General features: G+C 55.2%; 2 rRNA genes. Both read right to left on the bottom strand.

Going from position 1 to position 5684, the window contains the following annotated elements:
* Window positions 1-112: 112 nt before the first annotated feature.
* Window positions 113-3218 (bottom strand): 23S ribosomal RNA (locus H490_RS17680).
* Between the two features lie 476 nt (window positions 3219-3694).
* Window positions 3695-5450: ribosomal RNA gene (locus tag H490_RS17675) — 16S ribosomal RNA — on the bottom strand.
* Together the 16S and 23S rRNA genes form the textbook arrangement of a ribosomal RNA operon.
* Window positions 5451-5684 lie beyond the last annotated feature (234 nt).

The following is a 5684-nucleotide window of genomic DNA, read 5'->3' as shown; positions in this document are numbered from 1 at the left end:
GTGTGGGGGTTGTGGGCCGTCTGTTGGGAACCACAAAGTGGACGCGATACATCGTTACGTTAATTGCGTATTTCCGCTCACACCACCCGGGAACCGGATGCTGCTGCGGGGTGTTATCAAGTCGTCGGCTTATTAGTACCAGTCAGCTCCACACGTTGCCGTGCTTCCACATCTGGCCTATCAACCCAGTCATCTACTGGGAGCCTCACACACTCAAAGGTGTACGGAGATCTCATCTCGAGGCCGGCTTCCCGCTTAGATGCTTTCAGCGGTTATCCATCCCGAACGTAGCCAACCAGCCATGCCCTTGGCAGAACAACTGGCACACCAGAGGTCCGTCCAACCCGGTCCTCTCGTACTAGGGTCAGATCCTCTCAAATCTCCAACGCGCGCAGAGGATAGGGACCGAACTGTCTCACGACGTTCTAAACCCAGCTCGCGTACCGCTTTAATGGGCGAACAGCCCAACCCTTGGGACCAACTCCAGCCCCAGGATGCGACGAGCCGACATCGAGGTGCCAAACCATGCCGTCGATATGGACTCTTGGGCAAGATCAGCCTGTTATCCCCGAGGTACCTTTTATCCGTTGAGCGACAGCGCTTCCACAAGCCACTGCCGGATCACTAGTCCCGACTTTCGTCCCTGCTCGACCTGTCAGTCTCACAGTCAAGCTCCCTTGTGCACTTACACTCGCCACCTGATTGCCAACCAGGTTGAGGGAACCTTTGGGCGCCTCCGTTACTTTTTGGGAGGCAACCGCCCCAGTTAAACTACCCACCAGGCACTGTCCCAGAACCCGATCAGGGTCCGTAGTTAGATATCCAATATGACCAGAGTGGTATTTCAACAACGACTCCACCCGAACTAGCGTCCGAGCTTCACAGTCTCCCACCTATCCTACACAAGCCACACCGAACACCAATACCAAGCTGTAGTAAAGGTCACGGGGTCTTTCCGTCCTTCTGCGCGTAACGAGCATCTTTACTCGTACTGCAATTTCGCCGAGTTCACGGTGGAGACAGCTGGGAAGTCGTTACGCCATTCGTGCAGGTCGGAACTTACCCGACAAGGAATTTCGCTACCTTAGGATGGTTATAGTTACCACCGCCGTTTACTGGGGCTTAAATTCAAAGCTTCGAACCGAAGTTCTAACCTCTCCTCTTAACCTTCCAGCACCGGGCAGGCGTCAGTCCGTATACGTCCACTTGCGTGTTGGCACGGACCTGTGTTTTTAGTAAACAGTCGCTTCCCACTGGTCTCTGCGGCCACCACACCCTTTCGGAGCAAGTCCTAATAAGTGGATGGCCCCCCTTCTCCCGAAGTTACGGGGGCATTTTGCCGAGTTCCTTCACCATGATTATCTCGATCTCCTGAGTATTCTCTACCTGACCACCTGAGTCGGTTTGGGGTACGGGCAACAGCAAACCTCGCGCCGATGCTTTTCTTGGCAGCATAGGATCACCAGCTTCCCCATACGGGTCCGCATCGCGTCTCACCCAAAGAACCGATCTCTTAAACCGATTCGGGCTACACGCTTACACCGGGACAACCATCGCCCGGCACTGGCTACCTTCCTGCGTCACACCTCACGCTCACCACCCCAGTTCGGGTTCACAGCCGCCACCCGGACATCACCCGAAGGATCCGTCCAAGCATTGGTTTGTTTAGCACTACTGGTTAGGTCTTTGACGGTTTACCGCCGGTACGGGAATATCAACCCGTTGTCCATCGACTACGCCTGTCGGCCTCGCCTTAGGTCCCGACTTACCCAGGGCAGATTAGCTTGACCCTGGAACCCTTGGTCTTCCGGAGGACGGGTTTCTCACCCGTCTTTCGCTACTCATGCCTGCATTCTCACTCGTGTGGCATCCACGACTGGATCACTCCGCCGCTTCACTCGCCACACGACGCTCTCCTACCCATCCAACGAACTGAACCACGAAGGCTTGTCTATACGCTGAATGCCGCAACTTCGGTGGTGTGCTTGAGCCCCGTTACATTGTCGGCGCGGAATCACTTGACCAGTGAGCTATTACGCACTCTTTCAAGGGTGGCTGCTTCTAAGCCAACCTCCTGGTTGTCACAGCAACTCCACATCCTTTTCCACTTAGCACACGCTTTGGGACCTTAGTTGGCGATCTGGGTTGTTTCCCTCTCGACTATGAAGCTTATCCCCCACAGTCTCACTGCTGCGCTCTCACTTACCGGCATTCGGAGTTTAGCTGACGTCAGTAACCTTGTAGGGCCCATCGGCCATCCAGTAGCTCTACCTCCGGCAAGAAACACGCAACGCTGCACCTAAATGCATTTCGGAGAGAACCAGCTATCACGAAGTTTGATTGGCCTTTCACCCCTATCCACAGCTCATCCCCTCAGTTTTCAACCTAAGTGGGTTCGGCCCTCCACGCGCTCTTACACGCGCTTCAGCCTGGCCATGGATAGATCACTTCGCTTCGGGTCTAGGACACGCGACTCAATCGCCCTATTCAGACTCGCTTTCGCTACGGCTACCCCACACGGGTTAACCTCGCCACGTATCGCTAACTCGCAGGCTCATTCTTCAAAAGGCACGCCGTCACACCTACAAGGGTGCTCCGACGGATTGTAAGCAAACGGTTTCAGGTACTCTTTCACTCCCCTCCCGGGGTACTTTTCACCTTTCCCTCACGGTACTAGTCCGCTATCGGTCATCTGGGAGTATTTAGGCTTATCAGGTGGTCCTGACAGATTCACACGGGATTTCTCGGGCCCCGTGCTACTTGGGATACACACCACGCAGTGCCACCATTTCGGATACGGGGCTCTCACCCACTCCGGCCCGCCGTTCCAAGCGGTTCTCCTATAGCTACACATTCACGTCCGAGGGTCAGCAGCCCCTCACGGCATGTCCCGCAACCCCGATCGTGCAACCCCTGCCAGGTATCACACACGACCGGTTTAGCCTCATCCGGGTTCGCTCGCCACTACTACCGGAATCACATGTTGTTTTCTCTTCCTGTGGGTACTGAGATGTTTCACTTCCCCACGTTCCCTCTACCCGCCCTATATATTCAGGCGGGAGTCACCAGGTACGCACGCGCCCTGGCGGGGTTTCCCCATTCGGAAATCCTCGAATCATAGCCCGTTTATCGGCTCCCCGAGGCTTATCGCAGATTACTACGTCCTTCTTCGGCTCCAGATGCCAAGGCATCCACCGTTTGCTCTTAAAAACTTGAAATCACATAAGCATTTATCGAAACACACACCACCCACAAACCCGAAGATCCGCGGCCGGTGTGCGACCAATGAAATTAAAGTATCAACCAACCCCAACACAACACTCCCACCCAAAAGCAGGAACCCTGTACTGACGTCGGCTAGATGCTCGCGTCCACTGTGTAGTTCTCAACGTACGGCCGATCCCGCCCCCATGGACAACACGTTCCATGACAACGGGCCAGAAGAAATCAGTCCACCCACCCCACCAAAGGGGCAGATCGGCTGGTCCTCCAGGACCCAATAGTATGCACTCGCCGCAACCCCGCTCACACACCCCCACGTTCCAGCAACATCTCCACAAGGAAGACGCCGCGTACTAGCACAGGCGAGCAAACCGGCTTGCTTGTCATATGTTCCACCCATGAGCGGCCAGCACCACACATTCGGTGATGATCTGACCATTCTGCGACAGCATAGCTGCCGAGTGCTCCTTAGAAAGGAGGTGATCCAGCCGCACCTTCCGGTACGGCTACCTTGTTACGACTTAGTCCTAATCACCAGTCCCACCTTCGACAGCTCCCTCCCACAAGGGGTTAGGCCACCGGCTTCGGGTGTTACCGACTTTCATGACTTGACGGGCGGTGTGTACAAGGCCCGGGAACGTATTCACCGCAGCGTTGCTGATCTGCGATTACTAGCGACTCCGACTTCATGGGGTCGAGTTGCAGACCCCAATCCGAACTGAGACCGACTTTTTGGGATTCGCTCCACCTCGCGGTATCGCAGCCCTTTGTATCGGCCATTGTAGCATGCGTGAAGCCCAAGACATAAGGGGCATGATGATTTGNCTTTCATGACTTGACGGGCGGTGTGTACAAGGCCCGGGAACGTATTCACCGCAGCGTTGCTGATCTGCGATTACTAGCGACTCCGACTTCATGGGGTCGAGTTGCAGACCCCAATCCGAACTGAGACCGACTTTTTGGGATTCGCTCCACCTCGCGGTATCGCAGCCCTTTGTATCGGCCATTGTAGCATGCGTGAAGCCCAAGACATAAGGGGCATGATGATTTGACGTCATCCCCACCTTCCTCCGTGTTGACCACGGCAGTATCCCATGAGTTCCCACCATAACGTGCTGGCAACATAGGACGAGGGTTGCGCTCGTTGCCGGACTTAACCGAACATCTCACGACACGAGCTGACGACAACCATGCACCACCTGTATACGAGTGTCCAAAGAGTCCTGCATCTCTGCAGTGTTCTCGTATATGTCAAGCCTTGGTAAGGTTCTTCGCGTTGCATCGAATTAATCCGCATGCTCCGCCGCTTGTGCGGGCCCCCGTCAATTCCTTTGAGTTTTAGCCTTGCGGCCGTACTCCCCAGGCGGGGAACTTAATGCGTTAGCTACGACACAGAACCCGTGGAACAGGCCCTACATCTAGTTCCCAACGTTTACGGCATGGACTACCAGGGTATCTAATCCTGTTCGCTCCCCATGCTTTCGCTCCTCAGCGTCAGTAGCGGCCCAGAGATCTGCCTTCGCCATCGGTGTTCCTCCTGATATCTGCGCATTCCACCGCTACACCAGGAATTCCAATCTCCCCTACCGCACTCTAGCCTGCCCGTACCCACTGCAGGCCCGAGGTTGAGCCTCGGGTTTTCACAGCAGACGCGACAAGCCGCCTACGAGCTCTTTACGCCCAATAATTCCGGACAACGCTTGCACCCTACGTATTACCGCGGCTGCTGGCACGTAGTTAGCCGGTGCTTTTTCTCCAGGTACCGTCACCCGAAGGCTTCTTCCCTGACAAAAGAGGTTTACAACCCGAAGGCCGTCATCCCTCACGCGGCGTTGCTGCATCAGGCTTGCGCCCATTGTGCAATATTCCCCACTGCTGCCTCCCGTAGGAGTCTGGGCCGTGTCTCAGTCCCAGTGTGGCCGGTCACCCTCTCAGGCCGGCTACCCGTCGTCGCCATGGTGAGCCATTACCTCACCATCAAGCTGATAGGCCGCGAGTCCATCCATGTCCGATAAATCTTTCCAACACCTCACCATGCAGTGGATGCTCGTATCCAGTATTAGACGCCGTTTCCAGCGCTTATCCCAGAGACATGGGCAGGTTACTCACGTGTTACTCACCCGTTCGCCACTCATCCACCCGAGCAAGCTCGGGCTTCAGCGTTCGACTTGCATGTGTTAAGCACGCCGCCAGCGTTCGTCCTGAGCCAGGATCAAACTCTCCGTAAAAAAACAATGCAGACCAGCCACCGGAATAAGGCAACCAGCTGCGAGTTTGACCTGACAACAGACCATCATTACTGACAATCTCGTTATCCAAAAAAGGAATCTCCAACACCAACCAAAACAGCCGATGCCGGGGATAAATAATTGGCATATGACAATCAAGTGCACACTATTGAGTTCTCAAAGACCAGACACCACCCGTACCAGCCAAAGCCTTCCGAACAGCAACCTGTCTAA

Source organism: Leucobacter sp. UCD-THU (assembly GCF_000349545.1).
Taxonomy (GTDB): domain Bacteria; phylum Actinomycetota; class Actinomycetes; order Actinomycetales; family Microbacteriaceae; genus Leucobacter; species Leucobacter muris.
Note: the sequence above shows the minus strand (reverse complement) of the source record. Positions and strands in the feature narration are given on the sequence as shown.